The organism is Flavobacterium flevense (assembly GCF_900142775.1).
In the GTDB taxonomy this organism is placed as follows: Bacteria; Bacteroidota; Bacteroidia; order Flavobacteriales; family Flavobacteriaceae; genus Flavobacterium; species Flavobacterium flevense.
This window is the reverse complement of the sequence record NZ_FRCC01000001.1, coordinates 304,286-327,891: the sequence shown is the minus strand read 5'-3', so window position 1 is coordinate 327,891 and position 23,606 is coordinate 304,286. Positions and strand designations below refer to the sequence as shown.

General features: G+C 34.0%; 15 protein-coding genes. 14 read left to right on the top strand and 1 reads right to left on the bottom strand.

Going from position 1 to position 23,606, the window contains the following annotated elements:
• The 9 genes from BUB89_RS01470 (at position 1) to BUB89_RS01430 (ending at position 14,147) form a co-directional block, all read left to right on the top strand.
• Positions 1 to 4,029, top strand: coding sequence for a hybrid sensor histidine kinase/response regulator transcription factor (locus BUB89_RS01470; protein ID WP_073241154.1), 4,029 nt, complete (start codon positions 1 to 3; stop codon positions 4,027 to 4,029).
• Between the two features lie 426 nt (positions 4,030 to 4,455).
• Entirely contained in the window at positions 4,456 to 5,901 is a 1,446-nt protein-coding gene (locus BUB89_RS01465) for an MFS transporter (RefSeq protein ID WP_073241153.1), read from the top strand.
• A 140-nt stretch (positions 5,902 to 6,041) separates the two neighbouring features.
• The gene (gene kduI, locus BUB89_RS01460; RefSeq protein WP_083552406.1) at positions 6,042 to 6,878 is read left to right on the top strand and encodes a 5-dehydro-4-deoxy-D-glucuronate isomerase; all 837 of its coding nucleotides are present in this window, start codon (positions 6,042 to 6,044) and stop codon (positions 6,876 to 6,878) included.
• A 4-nt stretch (positions 6,879 to 6,882) separates the two neighbouring features.
• The gene (locus tag BUB89_RS01455; RefSeq protein WP_073241150.1) at positions 6,883 to 7,674 is read left to right on the top strand and encodes a gluconate 5-dehydrogenase; all 792 of its coding nucleotides are present in this window, start codon (positions 6,883 to 6,885) and stop codon (positions 7,672 to 7,674) included.
• Positions 7,675 to 7,692: 18 nt separating this feature from the next.
• Complete coding sequence (gene uxaC, locus BUB89_RS01450; protein WP_073241148.1) at positions 7,693 to 9,102, top strand: glucuronate isomerase; 1,410 nt, start codon at positions 7,693 to 7,695, stop codon at positions 9,100 to 9,102.
• Positions 9,103 to 9,208: 106 nt separating this feature from the next.
• Complete coding sequence (locus BUB89_RS01445; protein WP_073241146.1) at positions 9,209 to 10,231, top strand: sugar kinase; 1,023 nt, start codon at positions 9,209 to 9,211, stop codon at positions 10,229 to 10,231.
• Between the two features lie 11 nt (positions 10,232 to 10,242).
• Positions 10,243 to 10,914 (top strand): bifunctional 4-hydroxy-2-oxoglutarate aldolase/2-dehydro-3-deoxy-phosphogluconate aldolase, encoded by a 672-nt coding sequence (locus BUB89_RS01440; RefSeq protein WP_073241144.1) that lies wholly within the window; start codon positions 10,243 to 10,245, stop codon positions 10,912 to 10,914.
• A gap of 142 nt (positions 10,915 to 11,056) precedes the next feature.
• Positions 11,057 to 12,499 carry a tagaturonate reductase gene (locus BUB89_RS01435; protein ID WP_073241142.1) on the top strand — a complete coding sequence of 481 codons (1,443 nt, stop codon included), beginning with the start codon at positions 11,057 to 11,059 and terminating at the stop codon, positions 12,497 to 12,499.
• Between the two features lie 31 nt (positions 12,500 to 12,530).
• Positions 12,531 to 14,147 (top strand): UxaA family hydrolase, encoded by a 1,617-nt coding sequence (locus BUB89_RS01430; protein WP_073241140.1) that lies wholly within the window; start codon positions 12,531 to 12,533, stop codon positions 14,145 to 14,147.
• Between the two features lie 192 nt (positions 14,148 to 14,339).
• On the opposite strand, the gene BUB89_RS01425 is transcribed toward BUB89_RS01430, so the two are convergent.
• Positions 14,340 to 15,371, bottom strand: coding sequence for a LacI family DNA-binding transcriptional regulator (locus BUB89_RS01425; RefSeq protein WP_073241138.1), 1,032 nt, complete (start codon positions 15,369 to 15,371; stop codon positions 14,340 to 14,342).
• 335 nt (positions 15,372 to 15,706) lie between these two features.
• Between BUB89_RS01425 and BUB89_RS01420 the strand changes: the two genes are divergently transcribed.
• The 5 genes from BUB89_RS01420 to pelA all read left to right on the top strand — a co-directional run bounded on the left by BUB89_RS01420 (position 15,707) and on the right by pelA (position 23,604).
• A complete protein-coding gene (locus BUB89_RS01420) occupies positions 15,707 to 17,140 on the top strand; it encodes a glycoside hydrolase family 28 protein (protein WP_073241136.1) in 1,434 nt (477 codons plus the stop codon).
• A 73-nt stretch (positions 17,141 to 17,213) separates the two neighbouring features.
• Entirely contained in the window at positions 17,214 to 18,446 is a 1,233-nt protein-coding gene (locus BUB89_RS01415) for a glycoside hydrolase family 88/105 protein (protein ID WP_073241134.1), read from the top strand.
• A 29-nt stretch (positions 18,447 to 18,475) separates the two neighbouring features.
• The gene (locus tag BUB89_RS01410; protein WP_234982497.1) at positions 18,476 to 19,699 is read left to right on the top strand and encodes a glycoside hydrolase family 88/105 protein; all 1,224 of its coding nucleotides are present in this window, start codon (positions 18,476 to 18,478) and stop codon (positions 19,697 to 19,699) included.
• A 232-nt stretch (positions 19,700 to 19,931) separates the two neighbouring features.
• Complete coding sequence (locus tag BUB89_RS01405) at positions 19,932 to 21,557, top strand: glycoside hydrolase family 43 protein (RefSeq protein WP_083552404.1); 1,626 nt, start codon at positions 19,932 to 19,934, stop codon at positions 21,555 to 21,557.
• 7 nt (positions 21,558 to 21,564) lie between these two features.
• Positions 21,565 to 23,604 (top strand): pectate lyase, encoded by a 2,040-nt coding sequence (gene pelA, locus BUB89_RS01400; RefSeq protein ID WP_073241820.1) that lies wholly within the window; start codon positions 21,565 to 21,567, stop codon positions 23,602 to 23,604.
• Positions 23,605 to 23,606 lie beyond the last annotated feature (2 nt).

The following is a 23,606-nucleotide window of genomic DNA, read 5'->3' as shown; positions in this document are numbered from 1 at the left end:
ATGAAACTTAAATTATTTATAGTTTTCATTCTGTTTACTTGCCTGTCTGTTTTGGGACAGAACATAAAATTTGAACATTATAATGAGAACAATGGACTTTCGTATAATTCGGTAAGGCATATTGTTCAGGACGAGCATGGGTTTATGTGGCTGGGTACTTTTTTTGGACTAAACCGTTTTGATGGGTATCAGTTCAAAACCTACATGAGTTCGGAATTTGGTAAAAACAAAATATACAATGATGATATTACCGCATTAGAACTGGATAAAGACGCTAATAATTTATGGATTGGAACCAGAAAAGGGCTTACTCTTTATCAGATGGATACCAATGTTTTTACTACTTTTTTTAATGAAAAAAACAATTTCAACAGCCTGCCTGAAGATGAAATCCGTTCGGTACTGGTAGATAAATTTAAAAAAGTCTGGGTGGGTACTATGAGTCAGGGACTCGCCATTTATTATCCTAATACGCAGCGTTTTTCCAGAGTTACTATTAAAGGATTTGATTATATCAAAGAAATTTTTGAAGATAAGAAAGGGAATATCTGGGTTGGGAGTTTTGGAACAGGATCGGTAGCAAAAATTATCTTAGGGCCAAAAGGGGAGATTATAAAAACAACTACTTATACGTTGTCAATTCCTAATTCGAATCAAAAAAATCCTTATATCAATTTTATATATGAAGATGTAAAGTCGGATATTTTTGTGGGTACCAGAGAAGGGCTTTATAAGTTGAATAAATCCAAAAATATCTTTGAGAATTTATACATTGAAGATGCTGTTTTAAGAAATAAATTAGGACCTTATTTTATTTCGATTGCTCAGGCTCCTGATGGGAAATATTGGTTAGGAACCTTAGGAGGACTTTTGGTCTGTAACCAATTAGAGGATGTGGCGACGGGAGAATTTCAGCGTTATTTTTCTAAACTTACTGATGAGAATTCTTTAGTAGGTAATATCGTGAATTCGCTTTATTTTGATAAATCAGGTGTGTTGTGGGTAGGTACCGAAGACGGTCTGGATAAATACAATCCTTATGGAAATCAATTTAAGATTAATAAGGATATTTCATTGTATAATGACAATCAAAAACCCAATATAAGAGGTTTTGCTAAAACCTATAATGGTAATGTGATTGCGGCTTCAAGATACAACGGATTATTTATTTCTAAGGATAAGGCATTTGTACCGTTGTATAATGACAAAAACGATATTGCCAGTATTTATTCTAATGACGGTAAGATATTTTATTGTGGTTTATGGAATGGTAAGGTATTGGTGTATAATTATTTGACCAATAGTTCCAGATTAGTCGATGTGGGTGTGAGAAACTCCCCTGTGATTTCTTTTTTAGTTTCCGATGAAAATTCGTTGGTGGTAGGTTCTTTTGGCGAAGGAGCGGTGATTGTAAATCCTAAAACATTCGAAGTTAAAGTTCCAAAAGGCGTTTTATTACCCGATTTTCAAATTAATAAAATAAAGAAAGACCGTTTTGGCAATTTATGGTTTGCAACAGAAACAGGTGTTGTAAAGTATAACTTAAAAACGAAGGCGGTTAAGGTGTATTGGAAAGGAGACAATGAAAAAACAGGTTTGCCTGCTAATCATGTGAGTGATCTTCTCATTGATACCAATGGAGATATCTGGGTTGCAACAGTAAAAGGAATAGGAATTTATGATGCTAAAAAAGATAATTTTGTTCCCATTTTAGAACCAAAAGAGCTTTATGGTAAATGGGTTACCGATTTAGAAATGGATAATGACGGCTATTTATGGTTGAATATCAATAATAATAGTGTAGCCAGGTATAAAAGAAAATCCAAAAAAATAAATATTTATAATATAGATAGTGGTAACCGGTTAGATGTTTTTAGTTCTAAAGGGTTTTACAGTTTAAACAATTCGACTATTTATTTAGGGGGCAAAAACGGAATCATTTATTTTTCTACAGATAACATTAAAGAAAATAAAATTTCACCTCCACCGATAATTACGGAGTTTAAGGTTCAAAATGAAGAAGTATTTGCCGGAGTAGAAATCAACGGACAAATTCCGTTTACTAAAGATATTAATACCGATAAAAAGATTGAGCTTAATTACAACAACCGAAATTTTTCAGTTCAGTTTTCAGCTCCTTCTTATACTAACGAAAGACTCAATAAATTTGAGTATATGTTAGAAGGTTTTGATAAAGAATGGATTACTACTAACAGCGATGCAAGAACGATTCAGTATACCAACTTAAATCCGGGAGAATATATTTTTAAAATCCGGGCACAAAACAGTGACGGAATCTGGAGTAAAACAACGGCTTATAATATCACTATTTTATCTCCTTTTTGGACTAATACTAAGATTTTTCTTTTAGTGATTATGATTCTTTCGGTGTCTTCCTATTATATTAGAAAAGAAATAAAATCCCGTATTAAACTCCGACAAGCTCTTTTATTAGAAAGAGTAAAACGCGATAGTGACGAACGCTTGTCTAACGAAAAGTTAGAGTTTTTTACCAATATTTCGCATGAATTAAGAACACCTTTAACCTTAATTTTAGGGCCTGCCAAACAATTATTAGAACAAAATGAGGGCTCTGATTATGATAAAACCAAGCTTTATCTTATTTATCAAAATGCCAGCAGGTTGCTGTTATTAGTAAATCAGATTTTAGATTTCAGAAAAGCACAATCCGGAGAATTAAAACTAAAAGTGTCTAAAACTGAAATTGTTGCCAATACCCAAACCGTATTTGATTCCTTTACGCAATTAGCTCAGGAAAAAGATATTAACTTTCATTTTAACTATGAAAATGAAAGTATTCAGGGCTGGATAGATATTGATAAATACCATAAAATTTTATATAATTTACTTTCTAATGCTTTAAAATTTACAAGTAATTATGGCAATGTCGATTTGTATATTGGTACCAAAGAAGAAGACGGAGTAACCAAATTAATTGTTGAGGTAAGCGATGACGGAGTAGGGATTCCTGTAGAAAGTCAGGAAAAAATATTCTCCAGATTTTATCAGGTTAAAACAAGCAAAAAAAACAATACAGGTTCCGGAATAGGCTTGTCACTGGTAATTTCTTTAATTGAAGTACACCGAGGTAAATTGAAGCTTAAAAGTGCTCCTGCCAAAGGAAGTGTTTTTACGCTGGAATTACCTATAACTAAAAGCAGCTATAAAAAATCGGAAGTTTTTGATATCGAATACAAAGAGCCAGAAATAGCATATACCGCAATTGATAAAACTAAAAAAGCCCCTCAAAGTACAGAGCTCAAACAGAATATTTTAATTATTGAAGACAATGCGGAGCTTCGCTTCTTTATATCCGATTATTTGTCAGAGTTTTATAAGGTACATCAGGCTGAAAATGGTTATGAAGGATTAAACCTTTGCAGAAAAATCAAACCCGCACTTTGCGTAGTTGATGCTATGATGCCCGTTATGGGAGGATTTCAGTTTGTGGAAGCCTTAAAAAGTGATGAAAATATTAGCCATACGGCACTCATTATGTTAACAGCCTTATCTGAAAATGAAAATAAAATGAAAGGTTACAGTTTAGGAGTTGATGGGTACATGGTGAAACCTTTTGATCCTTCTTTGTTAAAAACCAGAATAGACAATATTATAAAAACCCGTAGCGAATTAAAACAAAAATTCTCTGGCGAAGTCGAAACTGATGTTTCTACATTGACTCACTCTCAGCTGGATATTGATTTAATTTCGAATATTACTGATTTAATCGAAAAAAATATTAGTGATACAGAACTTACCACTAACTTTCTGTGTTCTGAATTAGGAATGAGTTCGTCTAAGTTGTATCGAAAAATTAAACACTTAACGGATTTATCTCCTAATGAGTTTATAAGAACCGTACGCTTGAAAAAAGCGGCTCAGTTATTAAAATTAAAAACCCATAATGTTTCTGAAGTTGCAGATCAGGTAGGTTTTAATGATCCGTTATATTTTAGCCGTTGTTTTAAAAAGCAATTTGGTTACTCTCCAAGCCGCTTAATTAAGTAACATTTTGATTATTTAAAAGAATCGGTAAGTTGCCTTTAAATTTTTCTTGGTACAATTTCATTTTTACCAAAAATTCAATAAAAATCAAAGTTTGATATAATTTTGCTCTTTTTCAGAGGCTGATTTTATTATTTAATACATATATTAGCAAATATTTAAATTAAGAATCTTTTTTTTATAAAAAGTATTTAAATTTGTTAGTTTTTTGAAATTTAGTATAAAATATTTGTTGTTTTCTTATTAAGGATTATATTTGTGTAATCGATTACATTTATTTTAGCTAATTATTCATTTAATCAATTGATTATCAACAACTTGTGTTTTGTTTTAGCATTTTCAAGTGCTTTTTTTCTTTAAAATACTGGCGGTCAATTTATTAATTTAACAGGAATATTTAATTTTAACTTTATTATAAACATTTTAATTATGAACCAAACAAACAAAGCTGTTGGAAACTATCGCTGGACAATATGTTCTTTACTGTTTTTCGCAACAACTATAAATTATTTAGACAGGCAGGTTCTTTCTCTAACATGGAGTGATTTTATAGCTCCTGAATTTCACTGGACAAATAATGATTACGGAAATATTACAGCCTTATTTTCTATTTTTTATGCAGTGTCTTTATTGTTTGCCGGGAAGTTTGTGGACTGGATGGATACTAAAAAAGGATTTCTTTGGGCGATTGGTATTTGGTCAATAGGTGCTTGTTTACATGCTTTTGCCGGAATTGCAACTTCCGGAATTATTACCGGAAATTGGTTTGTTGGATTCGAAGGTGCTAAAGATATTATTGAAACCATTAACGATACAGGTTTAGTAATTAATGTGAGTGTTACTCTGTTTATTTTTGCCCGTTTTGTTCTTGCCTTAGGGGAAGCCGGAAACTTTCCTGCAGCAATTAAAACAACTGCCGAATATTTTCCTAAAAAGGACAGAGCATTTTCTACCAGTATTTTTAATGCAGGTGCTACTGTTGGAGCATTGGCAGCACCTATAACAATTCCTTTTATTGCAGAAGCATACGGATGGGAAATGTCTTTTATTATCATTGGAGCTTTAGGTTTTATCTGGATGGGATTCTGGGTTTTTATGTATGATAAACCGGAAAATCATTCCAAAGTGAGTCCGGCAGAATTAGAATATATTCAACAGGACGTTATTGCAGATAGTAAATTAGCTGGATATGTTCCGGAAACAGCCACAAGAGTTACTTTTAAAGATTGTTTTAAATACAAACAAACATGGGCTTTTGCTTTTGGGAAATTCATGACTGACGGAGTTTGGTGGTTTTTCTTATTCTGGACACCGGCTTACTTAAGTTCAGTATACGGAATGGATTCTACTGAAGCAGCATTTCCATTATTTGTATTGTATATGATAACTTTATTGTCTATTATTGGTGGTTGGTTACCAACTTATTTTGTAGATAAAAAAGGAATGAATCCATACGAAGGAAGGATGAAAGCGATGTTGATTTTTGCATTTTTCCCATTATTGGCTTTGGTGGCGCAACCATTAGGTCATATTAGTTACTGGTTACCGGTAATAATTATTGGTATTGCAGGTGCGGCACATCAGGCATGGTCAGCAAATATTTTTACAACTGTAGGAGATATGTTTCCTAAAAAAGCGATTGCTACCATAACAGGTATTGGTGGTTTAGCCGGAGGAATTGGTTCTACAGTTATTAATAAAGGTTCAGGAGTTTTATTTGATTATAGTAAGAACAGCGAAATGGATTTTATGGGTTTCCACGGAATTGAAGCGGGTTACTTTATCATCTTCTCCATTTGTGCGGTGTGTTATCTGATAGGCTGGACAGTTATGAAATCATTAGTGCCTAAATATGCACCAATAACTGATTTGTAAAAAAATGAGCTCTCTTGTGTACGCAAGAGGGCTTTTTCATTTTTTTTAACTTTTATAAAAAAGTTGTTTTTAATAAAAACATATAAAAAATAAATTAAATTAATACCTTTGTAATCGATTACATTAAAACGAATATTATTATGACAAAATACAGTTCAAGATATGCATCAAGTCCTGATGCCGTTAAGAAATATGATACCCAACAATTAAGAGAAGAATTCTTAATTGACAATTTAATGCAGGAAAATGAGATCGTGTTAACGTATTCTCATTATGACCGTTATATTGCAGGTTCAGCTGTGCCTGTTAAAGATTTAGTTTTAGAAACTATTGATCCTCTAAAATCGAGTTATTTTCTGGAAAGAAGAGAAATAGGAATTATCAATGTAGGAGGAGATGGTTCTGTTGTTGTTGAAGGAACTTCTTATGAATTAGGTTTTAAAGATGCCTTATATGTTGGAAGCGGAAATAAAGAAGTGATTTTTAAAAGTGCTGATCCTAAAAACCCGGCTAAATTTTATATCAATTCAGCTCCGGCTCATACTACTTACCCAACGGTAAAAGTAAGTTTAGCGGAAGCTAATAAATTAGAATTAGGTTCTATGGAAACGGCTAATCACCGTACAGTGAATCAAATGATTATTGGAAGTGTGGTTACCACTTGTCAATTGCAAATGGGAATGACTGAATTGCGTCCGGGAAGTGTGTGGAATACTATGCCGGCTCACGTTCACGATCGTCGTATGGAAGTTTATTTCTATTTAGATATTCCTGAAAATCAGGCTGTTTGTCATTTTATGGGACAACCACAGGAAACAAGACATATCTGGATGAACAATCATCAGGCAGTAATTTCTCCACCGTGGTCTATCCATTCAGGCTCAGGAACTTCAAATTATACTTTTATTTGGGGTATGGCCGGTGAAAATCTGGATTACGGAGATATGGATGTTTGTAAAATTACGGATTTAAGATAAAAACATGATAAATTTATTTGATATAAAAGGCAAAGTTGCCCTTATTACAGGAAGTACACACGGACTGGGAATGGCAATGGCTAAAGGTTTAGGTGAAGCAGGAGCAACAATTGTTGTTAACGGAAATTCATCTCAGCAAAAAATTGATGACGCTGTAGCGGCACTTAAAAGCGAAGGAATTAATGCGGTAGGTTATAAATTTAATGTAACCGAAGAGCAGGAAGTTAAAGCAGCTGTTGCAAAAATTGAAAGCGAAGTGGGACCCATCGATATCTTAATTAACAATGCCGGAATTATTAAAAGAATTCCGTTAATTGATATGGAAGTTGCTGATTTCAGAGAAGTAATTGATATTGATTTAGTAAGTCCGTTTATTGTTTCTAAGCATGTTGCTAAAGGAATGATCGAAAGAAGAGCTGGTAAAATCATCAATATTTGCTCGATGATGAGCGAATTAGGTCGTAATACAGTTTCGGCTTATGCTGCTGCAAAAGGTGGTTTGAAAATGCTGACTAAAAACATGGCGACCGAATGGGCTAAATATAATGTTCAGATTAACGGAATAGGTCCCGGATATTTTGCTACAGAGCAAACCAAACCAATCAGAGTAGACGGACATCCATTTAACGATTTTATCATCAGCAGAACACCGGCAGCTAAATGGGGTGATCCGGGAGATTTAGCCGGAGCGGCTATCTTTTTATCGTCTAAGGCGAGTGATTTTGTAAACGGTCATATTTTATATGTTGATGGCGGAATTCTGGCTACTATTGGAAAACCATCAAACGAAGATTAATATTTTAAGTAAACTATAATGAGCACTTTTATAAACGATAACTTTTTATTAGAAAATAAATTCGCAGAAGAATTATACCATAATTATTCTAAAAACCAACCGATTATTGATTACCACAATCACCTGAATCCTCAGTTTATTGCCGAAGATAAAATCTTTAACAACATTACTGATGTTTGGATTAAAGGAGATCACTATAAATGGCGTGCGATGCGTACTTTAGGGATCAATGAACAATTTGTTACAGGAAATGGTTCTGATAAAGATAAATTTTTGAACTGGGCAAAAACAGTTCCTTATACGATGCGTAATCCTTTGTACCACTGGACGCATTTAGAATTAGCTCGTTATTTTGATATTACAGATTTATTAAACGAAAAATCAGCGGAAAGAATTTACGATGAAACTTCGGCTAAAGTAAATTCTGCTGAATACAGCACCAGAAACTTGTTGCGTAAAGTAAATGCTGAATTAGTTTGTACTACCGAAGATCCAATTGATAGTTTAGATTTTCACGAGCAATTAGCTAAAAGTGATTTTAAAACTACAGTAAGTACGGCCTTCAGACCTGACAAAGCGATTTTAATTGCCAACGATGGTTACAATGATTATCTGGATATTTTAGGTCAAAAAGCTTCTGTTGCTATCAATACTTATGCTGACTTATGTGCGGCATTGAGAAATAGAATTGAATATTTTAATGCTAATGGTTGCCAACTTTGTGACCACGGATTAGATCAAATTTATTTCGAAAACTATACCGAAAGCGAAGTAAATGCTATTTTCAAAAAGAAAAGAGAAAATCAGGCTATCAGCAATGAAGAAGCATTGAAATTCCAAAGTGCTATCTTAGTATTCTTGTGTGAAACGTACCATGAATTTGGATGGGTTCAACAATTTCACTTAGGAGCTTTGAGAAACAACAATGCACGTATGCACCGTATTTTAGGACCTGATACAGGTTGGGATTCTATTGGAGATTATCCACAGGCTCAAAAATTATCGGCTTTCTTAAATGCTTTGGATTCGAAAGATAAATTGACAAAAACTATTATTTATAACCTGAATCCGGCTGACAACGAAGTTATGGCCACTATGATTGGTAACTTTAACGACGGAAGTGTTAGAGGAAAAGTACAATTTGGTTCAGGATGGTGGTTTTTAGATCAAAAAGACGGAATGACAAAACAATTAAACGCATTGTCTAACATGAGTTTGATTAGCTGTTTTGTAGGTATGTTGACGGATTCCAGAAGTTTCTTGTCTTTCCCAAGACACGAATATTTTAGACGTATTCTTTGTAATCTTTTAGGAGACGAAATAAAAAGAGGTGAATTACCGGCTTCTGAAATGGAATGGATTGGAAAAATGGTTTCAGACATTAGCTACGGTAACGCAAAGGAATATTTTAAATTTCCGGTAAAATAAGTAAAATATAATTTATAAAAATTTTTCAGTTGAAATCGCCATAATTCAATTTGTCAAAATGAAGAATGGCGATAACATATTCCTTTAAAAATAATATTAACTACATATGAAAAAAGTAGTCACTTTTGGAGAAATTCTACTGCGTTTATCTACAGAAAGGCATTTGAGATTTGCTCAGGCCGATTCGTATAAAGCAACCTATGGAGGAGGAGAATTTAATGTTGCTGTTTCGCTTGTAAATTACGGGATGAAAGCAGAATTTGTTACTAAAGTACCTAATAACGAATTAGGAAATTGTGCTATTCATGAAATGCGCAAACTGGATGTAGATTGTCAAAATGTAATGAAAGGCGGTGATCGTTTAGGGATTTATTTCCTTGAAACAGGAACCAGTACCCGTGCCAGTAATGTAATTTATGACAGAGCTAACAGCTCCATGTCTACTTTGAAAAAAGGAGAATTTGACTGGAAAGAAATCCTGAAAGATGCAACCTGGTTTCACTGGAGCGGGATTACTCCTGCACTTTCTGAAACGGCTGCCGAAGCTTGTTTTGAAGCTATAAAAGTGGCTCACGAGTTAGGTTTGACTATTTCTACTGATTTGAACTACCGTTCGAAATTGTGGAATTATGGCAAACAACCTAAGGACGTAATGCCGGAAATGTTAAAGTACAGTAACATTATATTAGGTGATATTGATACCGCTAATTTTATGTTAGGTCTTGATAAAGTAGATCCTGATTATCAAAAAGAAGCCACTTTACCAGCTTTGTATGATACCATTTTCAAACTTTGTCCGGAGTTGAAATACATGTCCACGACTTTGCGTTATTCTGTAAGTGCTTCTCACCAGCGTATTGGAGGAATCCTTTATGATGGAAAAGAAGTGTTTAAAGCTGCTGTTCAGGAAGTAACTCCTGTTGTGGATAGAGTAGGTAGTGGTGATGCCTTTATGGGTGGTTTAATTTACGGATTGAACGAAGAACCTTTGGATAAACAAAGAGCTTTAAACTTTGCTGTTGCTGCCTGTTGTTTAAAACACACGATTTACGGAGATTATAATTTAATTACTAAAAATGAAATTGAAAAATTACTGGATGGGGATTTCACAGGTAAGGTTTCAAGATAAAAAAAGATAAAATGGCTCAATTTACAAGAATAGAAGTTGCAACAGCAATGAAAGAAACAGGGATGATTCCTTTGTTTTTTAGTAATGATTTGGAATTAAGTAAAAATGTTTTGAAAGCTTGTTATGATGGTGGTGCCCGTTTGATGGAGTTTACTGCCAGAGGAGATTTCGCTCACGAAGTTTTTGCTGAATTGACAAAATACGCTATTAAGGAATTACCTGGAATGATCATGGGAGTAGGTTCAGTAACTGATGCTGCAGCTGCTTCATTGTATATGCAATTAGGAGCTAATTTTATTGTAACTCCGGTATTTAGAGAAGATATTGCTATTGCTTGTAATCGTAGAAAAGTATTATGGTCTCCAGGTTGTGGTACATTGTCAGAAATTGCCAGAGCTGAAGAATTAGGTTGCGAAATTGTAAAATTGTTCCCTGGAGAAATCTACGGTCCGCAATTTATCAAAGGTGTTAAAGGGCCTTGTCCCTGGACTAATATCATGCCTACAGGTGGTGTTTCAACTGAAAGGGATAATTTGAAATCTTGGTTTGATGCTGGTGCAACTTGCGTTGGAATTGGATCTCAGTTAATTTCGGCTGAAGTTTTGAAAAATAAAGATTATGCAGGATTAGCTCAAAAAGTAAAAGAGACGATAGCAATTATTAAAGACCTTAGAAATAAATAATAACATTCACTTTAGGGAATTATATTTTAAAAATATTTTTCCCTAAATATGTTTTAATGTAAATTAGCAGAATTCCTAAGTTGTTCAATCGATTGAACTATTAAAAGAAGACTGCATTAAAAGAATTTAGTAGTATCATAAAATGGAAAAATTAAACAGAAAAAACAGAGGATTAGAGCAATTGAATCCAATAAAAGTAGTACAATTTGGTGAAGGTAATTTTTTAAGAGCTTTTGTTGATTACGCTTTTCAAAGATTAAATAATGAAGTGGATTTCAATGCTGGTATTGCAATGGTTCAACCATTGGCAGCTGGTATGGTAAACATGATTAATGACCAGGACGGTCTTTATACTTTGTTTATGAACGGAATCAAAAAAGGTGAAAAAATACAAGACATTCAGTTAATTACTAATGTTGTAAAAGGAATCAATCCTTATACTGATTTTGCTGATTATTTGGCTTTAGCCAAAGAAGAAGAACTTCAGTTTATTGTTTCAAATACTACTGAGGCCGGAATTGAATACGTTGCAACGGATACTCCGGATATGCAGCCACCAACTTCATTTCCTGCAAAGTTAACTGTTTTATTATACGAAAGATTCAAACATTTCAATGGAGATGCTGCTAAAGCAGTGACGATTATTCCTTGTGAATTAATTGATTACAATTCAGAAGCTTTGAAAAAATGCATTTTACAATATTGTGAATTATGGAAGTTGGAAGAAGCATTTGTAACTTGGGTTTCTGATGCTTGTACGTACCACAGTACTTTGGTTGACAGAATTGTTCCTGGATATCCAAGAGCCGAAATTGAAGACTACAACAGTAAATTAGATTATCAGGATAATTTAATTGTTGCTGCTGAACCTTTCTTCCTTTGGGCTATCGAAGGTGGTGAAGATTTGAAAGCAAAGTTACCATTCCATAAAACGGATTTGAATGTGAAAATTGTTGATGATATCCGTCCTTTTAAAATGATAAAAGTTCGTATTCTAAACGGTGCTCATACAGCAATGGTTCCTGTTTCATTATTATATGGTAACAAATTAGTTATGGAAACCGTTAATGGAGGTTTTACCGGACCGTTTGTAGATAACGTTATCAGTGAAATTAGTGAAACGCTTCCTATGGATAAAAACGAAATCACTGCCTATGCTGAAGAGGTAATGGACCGTTTTAAAAATCCGTTTATCAAGCATGCATTAGCTGATATTGCTTTAAATTCTATCTCAAAATTCAAAGTAAGAGTTTTACCAAGTTTATTAGGATATTATAATGCGAAAGCAAAACTTCCTGCTAGTTTAACTTTTTCATTAGCTTGTTTAATCCAATTCTATAAAGGAACCTGGAATAACGAAGCTTTACCGGTAAAAGATACTCCGGAATTAGTGGAAGCATTCCAAAAAGCTTGGGAATTAGGTAGTGTGGATGCAGTTGTAAGTTCAGTATTAGCTAACAATGAATTCTGGGGTGAAGATTTAACTAAAATTGACGGACTTTCACAAGCTTTAGTGCTTGCTTTAAATGAAATTGATGCGAATGGTGTAGAGCAAGGGTTCATCAATTTTTCTCAAAAAATCTAAAAGAAAAAAAACAAAAAACCAAGTAATTAAAATGCAAAAGAAATTAATAAAAGTAGATCCTACTGATAATGTGGCTGTAGCGTTAGTAAATCTGACTGCTGGAGAAACAATCGCATTTGAAGGAGAAGACGTTTTAGTATTATCGGATACTAAAATGAAGCATAAAATTGCGATGAAAGATTTTGAATCTGGAGACAAAATTTATATGTATGGTGTAATCGTAGGGAAAGCAAACCAAAAGATTGCAAAAGGTGATGTTATTACTACTGCAAATGTAAAACACGAAAGTGCTAAAGTTACCGGTAAAACTGAAACTATTGGCTGGGATGTTCCTAATGTTGACAAATGGAAGGATAAAACTTTCATGGGATATCATAGAGAAGATGGACAAGTGGGAACTGAAAATGTTTGGTTGTTTTTCCCATTAGTATTCTGTGAAAACAGAAATATCGAAATCTTAAAAGGTATTTTCGAAAAAGAATTAATGAAACCAAAAGAGAACGATTACCAATTGTTGCTTCGTTCTTTGGTTAATTCTGAAAAAGGTGGTGATGAAGTGGTACAAAAATCAACAGAAGTAGATTTATTCCAAAATATCGAAGTAAAGTTTATTCAGCACCAAGGTGGTTGTGGAGGAATTCGTCAGGATTCACACTCTTTGGCTAAACTTTTGGCTGGTTATGTAAATAATCCTAACGTTGCCGGAGCTACTGTTTTGAGTTTAGGTTGCCAAAACTTGCAAATCTCTATTTTCCAGGACGCAATGAAGGAAATTAATCCTAACTACAGCAAACCCGTTTTGATTTATGACCAACAACAAATTGGTACAATTGAAGAAATGTTAAGTACTGTAGTAAAAGATTCTTTTGCTGCAATTAAAGAGGCTAATAAAATTGAAAGAAAACCAGCTCCATTATCTAAATTAAGAATTGGTTTAGAGTGTGGTGGTTCTGATGGATTTTCAGGTATTTCTGCAAACCCTACATTAGGAGTTTTATCAGATAAATTAGTGGCGTTAGGAGGAACTACCATTCTTTCTGAATTCCCTGAATTATGTGGTGTAGAGCAAGAATTGGTAAACCGTTGTATCGATGATAAAGACGGACAACGTTTCTTAGACCTAATGAAATGGTACGAAAAAACAGTTGTAGATGCGGGTTCAGGATTTGATATGAATCCTTCTCCTGGTAACATCAAAGACGGTTTGATTACCGATGCTATGAAATCAGCTGGTGCTTCTAAAAAAGGTGGAACTTCACCAATTGTAGGGGTTTATGATTATGGAGAGTATATCAATGAGCCAGGATTTACATTGTTATGTACTCCAGGAAATGACGTGGAATGTACTACTGCAATGGTAGGTTCAGGAGCAAATATGGTATTGTTTACAACAGGTTTAGGAACTCCTACAGGAAATCCTATTGCTCCGGTTGTAAAAGTATCGTCTAACACACAATTAGCTCAAAAAATGTCTGATATTATCGATTTTAATACCGGTGGAATTATCACAGGTGATAAATCAATTGAAGAAACAGCTGACGAAATGTTAGAATATATTATAAAAGTAGCTAGTGGTGAAGTAAAAACTAAGGCTGCGATTTTAAACCAAAATGACTTTATTCCATGGAAACGTGGAGTATCGCTATAAAGATTGTTTTTAGATTTTGTTTTTAGTTAAAAAGGGAGGTGTTTTTTAAATGCTTCCCTTTTTTTATTGGTTCAAATAGAATATTCTTGAGCTTTTGAAAAAAAAACACCGCAGATTCACAGATTTTTAAAATTTATAATCTGTGAATCTGCGGTAATTTTTTTTGATTCTGTAAATCAAATCTATCTTGGTTTAAATCAGAGGTATTCTGGTCGAAGATTGTCTGATGTGTAGTTTAGGCATTAAAACAACTGTTTTTCCGGTTTTCTTATTACCCACACTGTTTATTTTATCTAAAAATACCTGAGCTGTTATTTTACCCATTTCTAATGGCGCCTGATCAACGGTAGAAATAGTTAACTCCATAAATTTAGTAAAAGGCTCATTACCAAAACCAAATACACAAAAATCTTCGGGGATTTTTATATTGCGTTCTTTTAGTTTCTGGATAGCACCTAAAGCCGCAAAATCACTGGTGGAGAAAATAGCATTTGGAGGATTTTCTAACGCTAATAATTTTTCGACAGCATCTCTTCCTTCGACAACATTACTTTTGATAGGAATAATATAATCTTCATTTATCTGAAGATTATTGTCTAATAATGCTTGTTGATAACCTCTGTAGCGATCTTCGTATATTTCTAAAGTACGGTCTCCGGAGAAATAGGCTATTTTATCACAACCTTGTTCAATAAGGTGTTGTGTAATTTCATAAGATGCCTGATAATCGTCAATGGTAACTGAACTTACATTCTCCATTTCTTTTTTTCTGTCAAAAAAGATCAGAGGAATGTTTTTTTGAATGACACGTTCCAGATAATGATCGTTTTCATTGGGAAGATTAGATATAGACATCAGGATACCGTCAACCTGAGCATTTAATAAGGTATTAATGTTTTCAATTTCTCTGTTTTTATCCTCATGACTCTGGCATATAATAACCTGATAGCCTTCAGGATGTAAGGCTTCTTCAATACCTCTGATGACCGAAGCAAAAAAATTAGTGTTGATACGCGGCACAATAACGCCTACATTATTGCTCTTTCCGCTTCTTAACGCTAATGCTAATCTGTTTTGCTTGTAATTCATTTTATTAGCCGTTTCAAGGACTAATTTCCGAGTGCTTTGACTTATCTTGGGATTGTTGTTTAATGCTCTCGATACAGTTGCTGCTGTTATGTTCAGCTCTTTAGCAATGTCATAAATTGTTGTTTTTCCACTCATTATAATTAGTCTGTCTCGGTAAAAATAGTATTTTTTTAAATAATATTTTTCGGTTTGGTATGTATATTGATAAGGTTTTGAAAATTAATTGATTTTTTCAATACAAATGCTGTTTTTTTGGATTATTTTATTAATAATGGGATTGTTTTTTTATTAAATAAAAATAAATCTTCTTTTATTAGGTAAATCTGTTTTTTTTTATGGAATTTTATAGTTTAATATGAAAAATTGCTATAGCTTTGTGTAATCGATTACATAAAATAGTTGCTCTTTTTGCTAAAAAGAGACTTAGTGATTGTTTTTATTCAAATTTTAATCTTCTTTAATTTTTATCAATGAAAAATAAAATTTATAATTCTCTTTTCTGTTTTTCTGCAGCTTTAGTATCTGCCTTATTCGTTAATTGTTCCGCTCAGAAAAAGTCAGATATTTTAGCAAATCCATGGAAAGTAAAAGAACAAATAGAAAAAGAAGTAGTTGTTCCTGTTTTTGTAAACAAGACCTATAATATTGTTGATTATGGTGCAAAGAGCGGAGGAACCTACAATAATTCTGAAGCTTTCAAAAAAGCAATTGAAACTTGTACTAAAAATGGCGGAGGTAAGGTTGTAGTTCCTGCCGGAAAATTTTTAACAGGACCGATTCATTTAGATAATAATGTGAATTTACATTTAGAAGATGGCGCTGAAATTTTATTCAGTACAAAATCTTCCGATTATCCTTTAGTGAAAACCACTTTCGAAGGAACAGAATGTATGAATCATTCGCCATTAGTGTATGCTTATAATAAAAAAAACATAGCCGTTACCGGTAAAGGAATTCTAAATGGTCAGGCTGATAATGAAAACTGGTGGTACTGGTGTGGTTCTAAAGGATACGGTTGGTCAGAAGGTAAAGGAAATCAGAATGATCCTCAAAATCGTGTTCGCTTAATTGAATCGGGAGAGCAAAATGTTCCTGTTGAAGAAAGAATTTACGGTGAAGGATCGTATTTAAGACCCAGTTTTGTAGAGTTCTTTGAATGTACAGATGCTTTAATCAAAGATATAAAAATTATAAATGCTCCTTTTTGGGTGATACACCCTATGAAATCGGTGAATGTAACTGTAGATGGTGTTACTGTGGAAAGTCATGGACCCAACAATGATGGTTGTGATCCCGAATATTCTAAAAATGTAATTATTAAAAATTGTACCTTCAATACCGGGGATGATTGTATTGCTATAAAAGCCGGAAAAGATGGTGACGGAAGACGGGTAGCAATGAAAAGCGAAAATATAATTGTAAAAAATTGTAAAATGCTTGACGGACACGGCGGTGTGGTTATGGGAAGCGAAATGACTGGCGGAATCAGAAATGTTTTTGTAGAAAATTGCGAAATGGACAGTCCGAATCTGGACAGAGCCATCCGTATCAAATCCAATTCCAGAAGAGGCGGTATTGTAGAAAATGTTTTCGTAAGAAATATTGAAGTGGGTCAGGTTAAAGAAGCCGTTTTAAGAATTAACATGTTCTATAATGTATATGGAAATCAAACCGGTAACTTTATACCACAGGTGAAAAACGTTGTGTTAGAAAATGTTAAAGTTAAAAATGGTGGAAAATATGGTGTTCTGGCAAAAGGATATGCAGAATTACCTATTGAAAATGTAACTTTAAAAAATGTAACTATAGAGAAAGTTAATGAAGCCTATTCGATAGAAAATGTAAAAAATATTCAGTTTGTGAATACCTATATTAATGGAAAAAAAGTAGAAAGTCCTAAGTAATTCAGGAACAAAGAAATTTTGTTAATGAATTTAATATTAGAAAGATGAATTGCTCACAATAAAATACGGAATTATGAAAAAACTTTCTTTGTTTGTGTATTCTGGTTTGGGAATTTTTACCATTTGTTTTTTGTTTTTATGTTGTAAACCAATAGAAAAAACAAAGCTTTCTACAGTAGAAAAAAAGGAGCAATTAATTTCTGATAAACTAAAATGGTCAGAAAGAATGGCGTTGTCAATCATGAAACGTCATGTGAATGCCTGGCAAATTGATGATCATGCAAAGCCAAAATGGGATTATAAAATAGGAATGATTTTAACAGCTTACGAAAAATTGTATGCCCAAACTAAAGATCCTAAATATTTCGCTTACATAAAAGATTATGCAGATAAATTAATTGACAGCACAGGATCTTTTCAGAATTTTAATCCAAAAGATTATAATATTGATTTTATAAATGCCGGAAAAATTCTTTTTGGTCTTTATGATAAAACAAAGGAAGAGAAATATTTAAAGGCTTTGCAAACCTTGCGAAATCAATTTGTGGATTATCCCAGAACCACTTCTGGAGGATTTTGGCATAAATCAATTTATCCTAACCAAATGTGGTTAGACGGTTTGTATATGGGACAACCATTTTATGCAAGATATACCACAGCATTTGAAAATGGTGAAAAATTAGATGATGTAGCTCATCAATTTGAGTTGCTTCGCCATCATGCTTATGATAAATCAACAGGATTGTTTTTTCATGCCTGGGATGAAAGTAAAATGATGCCTTGGGCTAATAAAGAAACAGGGACCGCTCCGCATATTTGGTTAAGAGCCTTGGGCTGGTACGGAATGGCTTTGGTTGATGTGCTGGATTATTTTCCAAAAGAGCATCCAAAACAAAAAGAATTAGTGGCTTATTTGAATGAATTAGCTAATGGCGTTAGTAAATATCAGGATGCATCCGGATTATGGTATCAGGTACCGAATTTACCTAACCGTGAAGGAAATTATTTAGAAGCTTCCGGTTCATCAATGCTGGTTTATGCTATTGCAAAAGGGGTGAATAAAGGCTATTTGCCTAAAGCGATGAATAAAGTTGCTCTTAAAGGTTTTGATGGTTTGACCAGTAAACTAATAAAAGTAGACAGCAATGGTGAAATACATATTACACAAGTGTGTGGTAGTGCAGGTTTAGGAGGGAACCCTTACAGGGATGGTTCATTCGAATATTATATGAGTGAAAAAATTAAGGTTGACAATTCACACGGTTTGGGTGCTTTTTTATTGGCAGCAATTGAATTAGATAAATAATAAAAACAATTAATTAAAAATATAAAATCATGAAATTAATGAAAGCAAATCAATTTTTATTTACGTTTATTTTGATAGGAGCATTAGGCTTTACAGGCTGTAAATCACAGTCGAATACTGCTTCAGCTCCAAAAGAGTTGAGTTCTCCAAATTTGAAGTGGTCAGAAAAAATGGCTTTAACTTTAATGAAGCGTCATCCAAAAGCTTATCAAATTGATGACCGAACTACCGCTAAATGGGATTATGTTCACGGTTTAGTAGCCAGTTCCATTCAGGAACTTTATAAAAAAACAGGCGATGAAAGGTATTATGAATATGCCAAAGGTTATGCGGATGCTTTAATTGACGAAAATGGTAAAATTGCTACTTATGATATGGATAAATACAATATCGATATGGTAGTAGCTGCTAATATCTTATTTGATATTTATGACAGAACAAAAGAAAAAAAATATTTAATTGCGATGCAAACCATCAGAAAGCAATTAGATGACCAGCCTAGAACGGCAAGCGGAGGATTCTGGCACAAACAAATTTATCCTAACCAAATGTGGTTAGACGGATTGTATATGGGACAACCTTTCTATACACAATACACAGTCACTTTTGAAAACGGAAAAAAATTAGATGATGTTGCAAAACAATTTGAATTACTGGAAAAAAACGACAAAGATCCTAAAACAGGATTGTTATATCATGCCTGGGATGAAAGCAGAAAAATGCCATGGGCTGATAAAGTAACAGGTAAATCACCTAATTTCTGGTCTCGTGCGTTAGGCTGGTATGCAATGGCATTAGTAGATGTTTTAGATAATTTCCCTAAAGATCACCCAAAACAAAAAGAATTAGTAGGTTATTTAAATGAATTAGCGGTTGCTTTAGAAAAAGTACAGGATCCTAAAACCGGATTATGGTACCAGGTTACTGATATGGGCGGAAAAGAAGGAAACTATCTGGAAGCTTCCGGTTCTTCAATGTTTGCTTATGCTTTAGCCAAAGGAGTAAACAAAGGATATTTGCCTGCTAAATTTAAGAAAGTAGCAAATCATGCTTTTGACGGATTAACAACTAAATTAATCAAAACGGATGCCGATGGCGGAATTACATTAACTCAATGTTGCCAGGTAGCAGGTTTAGGAGGAAATCCATATAGAGATGGTTCTTATGAATATTATGTAAATGAGAAAAAGAAAGACAATGATCCTAAAGCAACGGGACCGTTTATCTTAGCCGCTATCGAATTGAATAGATAAATTTTAAACCATAAAAATTAAATTTTACCATTAAGAAATTAAGAAAATTTAGACTTATAGTTTCTTGATTTCTTAATGTTTTTTTTAATATTCTTTTGATTTTATAGTGTATTTCTAGCCAATATCTGCTTATATGAACTTTAAGTTATAAGTTTTAAAAAAAAACTTCCTTTTAAATTTATATGACTTATATGGTGAAGAAAAAACATTACTAATTTTTAATTTTTTATCTATGAAGTTTATAAATAATGCTGTAGCAATAGGATTAGTTGTGCTTTCCAGCCAATTAATCGTAGCGCAAAAAACAACCGAATATTCTAAAGTCTGGGTTGCTGATAACGGCGACGGAACTTATAAAAACCCAATTATACATGCTGATTATTCTGATCCGGATGCTATCAGAGTAGGTGATGATTATTATATGACTGCTTCTTCTTTTAACTGTATTCCGGGATTGCCTATTTTGCATTCTAAGGATATGGTCAATTGGGAATTAGTAAATTATGCGCTTCAAAAACAGCCTCCTTTTGATGTTTTTGATAAGCCTCAACACGGCAACGGAGTCTGGGCACCTTGCATTCGCTTTCACAACGAAGAGTTTTATATTTATTATCCTGATCCGGATTACGGAATTTATATGGTTAAAACCAAAGATCCAAAAGGACTTTGGTCAGAACCCGTATTAGTAAAATCCGGAGTAGGACTTATTGATCCGGCTCCTTTATGGGATGATGATGGCAAGGCTTATTTAGGATTTGCTTTTGCGGGAAGCCGTGCCGGAGCCAAAAGTTTATTGGCTGTTTGTTCTATGAATCCCGAAGGAACTGTGGCTAATGATGATGCTGTAATGGTTCTTGACGGTCATCTTGATGAAGCAACTGTAGAAGGACCAAAGTTCTATAAGCGTAATGGGTATTATTACATATTTGCACCGGCAGGAGGCGTTCCTACTGGCTGGCAAACTGTTTTGCGTTCTAAAAACGTTTTTGGTCCTTATGAAAAACGAAAAGTTTTAGAGCAGGGAAAAACACCAATTAATGGGCCTCATCAGGGAGCCTGGGTACAGACACAAACTGGTGAAGACTGGTTTTTTCACTTTCAGGATAAAGGTGCTTATGGAAGAATTGTCCATTTGCAACCAATGAAATGGATTAACGACTGGCCGGTTATTGGAATGGATAAAGACAAAGACGGAACAGGAGAACCGGTTTTGACTTATAAAAAACCTAATGTTGGAAAAACCTACCCAATAATGACACCTCCGGATTCAGATGAGTTTAATTCTCCTAAATTAGGGTTGCAATGGCAATGGCATGCGAATGCACAGGTGTATTGGGGAATGCCAACCTCTATGGGATTTTATAATATGTTTTGTCGTCCAATGCCTGAAAAAGCAATAAACTTATTTGATGTTCCTAATATTTTAGCTCAAAAATTCCCGGCTAATGAGTTTACGGCTACCGCCAAAATGACTTTCAATTCCCGTTTTGACGGAGAGAGTGTAAGTCTGGTAATTATGGGTCTGGATTATAGTCATTTAAAAGTGAAACAACAAAATGGCGAGTTGTTTATCTCTCAGGTAACTTGTAAAAATGCCGATAAAAAAGGAGTGGAGACAGAAAGTAAAGCGGTGAAATTAGGAAACAAATCATTTTATCTTCAGGTACAAGTGAAAGAGGGCGGAATTTGTAGTTTTTCCTATAGTTTAGATGGAAAAAAGTTTCAATCCATAGGTGAAGATTTTAAATCCCGTGAAGGAAAATGGATTGGTGCTAAAGTTGGATTTACAGCGCTTCGTGAAGGTAAAATTAATGATGCAGGAAGTGTAGCAATTGACTGGTTCCGATTTAATAAATAAACAGAATATGAGTTTTTTCAGGACAATTACAATGGTTCTTTTTCTTTCTTTTATATCTGGAATTAGTGTTCAGGCACAAGTTCTTGATCAATCATGGAAGAGTATTACTGAGATGGATAATGACCAATGGTTTGCATCTGCGGAAGCAAAAGCTGTTGCCGAAAATGTGTTGTTGTATCAACGTAATATTGGCGGATGGCCAAAGAATATCCAAATTCAAAAACCGCTTTCTCAAACTCAGAGAAACGAATTACTAGCTCTTAAAAATTCAACAGAAGGTTGTACTACTGATAATAGTGCGACTTGTCAGGAAATGCTTTTTCTTTCGAAAATTTACAAGCAACAACCTGAGGAAAGGTATAAAAAAGCATTTTTGGCAGGATTGGATTATTTGCTTAAAGCGCAATATGACAATGGTGGCTGGCCGCAATTTTATCCTTTGAAAAAAGGATATTATACGCATATTACGTATAATGATGATTCGATGGTGCGAATTCTGGAAATTCTAAAAGAAATTAAGGATAAGACGGGATTTTATTCCATTCAGCCATCTGAAGAAATTGTTGCAAAAGCTAAAATAGCTTTCGATAAAGGAATTGATTGTATTCTTAAAAGCCAATACAAACAAAACGGAGTTTTGACTGCCTGGTGTGCCCAACATGATGAAAACACCTTGTTACCGGCTAAAGCCCGTGCTTATGAATTGCCATCTTTAAGTGGAAAAGAATCGGCTAAAATTGTGCTTTTATTAATGGATATCGAAAATCCTTCTCAGGAAGTAATTAAAGCGGTCGATGCTGCATTTGTGTGGTTTGAAAAAGTAAAAATCACCGGATTGAAAGAAGAACGTACCATAAAAAACGGCAAAATAGTAGCTAAAAAAATGGTAGTTGATGCGGATGCACCTCCTATTTGGGCTCGTTTTATGGAACTAGATGATAACAGACCATTTTTTTGTGACCGTGACGGAATAAAAAAATACTCTTTAACCGAAATAGGTGAGGAGCGAAGAAACGGTTATTCCTGGTATACCAATGAACCCAAAGAAGTATTGAAAAAATACGATAAGTGGAAAAAAAAACTTTCGACTGAATTAAAATCGCCTTCGAAAAAAGTAACAAAAGCACCCAAGGATGACTATAGTATTATAGTTGCTCTGGATGGCAGCGGAGATTATACCAGCATTCAGGATGCTGTTTACAATTCGCCTTCTTTTCCCTATAAAAGAGTACTAATTACAGTTAAGAATGGGACTTATCACGAAAAAGTTCGTATTCCCGAATGGAATACTAAAATTTCCCTAATTGGCGAAAGCAAGGAAAAAACGATTATCAGCTATGATGACTATTTTGGAAAAATCAATTTAGGCAGGAATAGTACGTTTATGACGCCAACTTTATTAGTGGAGGCAAATGATTTCGTGGCTTCTAATTTGACTATTGAGAATACTGCAGGTCAGGTGGGGCAGGCGATTGCGCTATCTGTTGTTGCTGACAGAGTAGTGGTTTCTAATTGCAATATTTTAGGGAATCAGGATACTTTATATACTTCTGGCGAAGGTTTTAAAAGCTATTTTAAAGATTGTTTTATTGCAGGAACAGTAGATTTTATTTTTGGTGGTGCTACTGTAGTATTTGATAATTGCGATATTCATGCTAAAAGCAACGCTTATTTAACTGCTGCTTCCACACCTGAAAGCTCTGAATATGGTTTTGTTTTTATGAATTGTAAACTCACAGCTGATGAAAAAGCTACTGAAGTTTATCTGGGACGACCATGGCGTATTCATGCCAAAACAGTTTTTCTGAATTGTGAAATGGGAAGTCATATTCGAAAAGAAGGTTGGAATAACTGGTCAAAAGCAGATGCTGAAAAAGCTTCTTTTTATGCGGAATACAATTGTTCAGGACCTGGATTTCAGCCGGAAAACCGAGTGAGCTGGTCGCATCAGCTAAAAAAATCAGAAGCTAAAAAATATACTTTAGAAAATATCTTGAAAGATTCAAATTCGAAAGAAAATCTGGATTGGTATTCCAATTTTAAATAAAC